General features: G+C 75.8%; 1 protein-coding gene. It reads left to right on the top strand.

The features are described 5' to 3' along the window. The first annotated feature begins 150 nt into the window (after window positions 1-150). Window positions 151-1,128: a 16S rRNA (cytosine(1402)-N(4))-methyltransferase RsmH gene (gene rsmH, locus G5C62_RS27085; protein WP_164703424.1), complete on the top strand. Its 978-nt coding sequence runs from the start codon at window positions 151-153 to the stop codon at window positions 1,126-1,128. Window positions 1,129-1,268: the final 140 nt, after the last annotated feature.

Genomic DNA, 1,268 nt, shown 5'->3' with positions numbered 1-1,268 from the left:
TGCTGGAGGTGGCCAACACCGACCGGCGCCCGGGCGGCCTGTGGTTGCTCACCGAGCACCTGCCGGTCGACCTGGGCCCGCGGCCGCGCTTCGTCGTGGAGCGGCTGCTCAGCGGCAGCACCGCCCCTGCGCCCCGAGAGGAACTCGTCGATGAGCAGCCCCGAGGCCGCCGGGCCCGCGCTGCACGTCCCCGTCCTCCTCGACCGGGTCACCGAGCTGCTCGCCCCCGCGCTGAGCGCACCGGGCGCCGTCCTGGTCGACTGCACGCTCGGGCTGGCCGGCCACTCCCTGGCCCTGCTGGGGGCCCACCCGGGGCTCCGGCTGATCGGCCTGGACCGGGACCCCGACGCCCGCGCCGAGGCCGCTGCCCGGATCACCGCCGCCGGCCACGCCGAGCGCGCCACCCTGGTGCCCGCCGTCTTCGACGAGCTGCCCGACGTGCTGGCCGAACTCGGGGTCGACGAGGTGCAGGGCGTCCTGTTCGACCTCGGCGTCTCCTCCCTGCAGCTGGACCGCCCGACCCGCGGGTTCAGCTACTCCACCGACGCGCCGCTGGACATGCGGATGGACCCCACCGGGCCCCGCACCGCGGCCGACGTGGTCAACACCTACTCCCGGGGCGAGCTGACCCGAGTGCTCAAGGTCTACGGCGAGGAGCGCTTCGCCGGCCGGATCGCCGCCGCCATCGAGCGGGAGCGCGCCCACGAGCCGTTCACCGGCACCGCCCGGCTGGCCGAGCTGGTGCGCTCCTCGATCCCCGCAGCCACCCGCCGCACCGGTGGACACCCGGCCAAGCGGACGTTCCAGGCCCTCCGGATCGAGGTCAACGACGAACTCGGGGTGCTCTCCCGGGCCCTGCCCGCCGCCATCGACGCGCTCGCGATCGGTGGCCGACTGGTCGTGATCAGCTTCCACTCCCTCGAGGACCGCATCGTGAAGCAGACGCTCGCCGCAGAGGCCACCGACCGCACGCCGCCCGGCATGCCGATCCCGATGCCCGAGCACGCTCCGGTGCTGAAGCTGGTGACCCGGGGCGGTGAGGCCCCCGGTGACGCCGAGCTCGCCGTCAACCCGCGGGCCGCCTCGGCGCGGGTCCGGGCCGCCGAACGCCTCCGGCGGGCAGCATGAGCCAGCCGGCGCGCTCGTAGGTGCGCAGCTGGGTCGGGTCGGCGATCACCCCGGTCTCGGGCATCAGCTCGCGGGCCACCCGGCCCACGGCCGCGATGCCCGCGGCGTTGTCCCCTGCCTCACCGGTGGCCGACGTGGCC

The organism is Modestobacter sp. KNN46-3 (assembly GCF_011039295.1).
The sequence above is the reverse complement of the archived record's forward strand: the minus strand, read 5'-3'. Positions and strand labels throughout refer to the sequence as shown.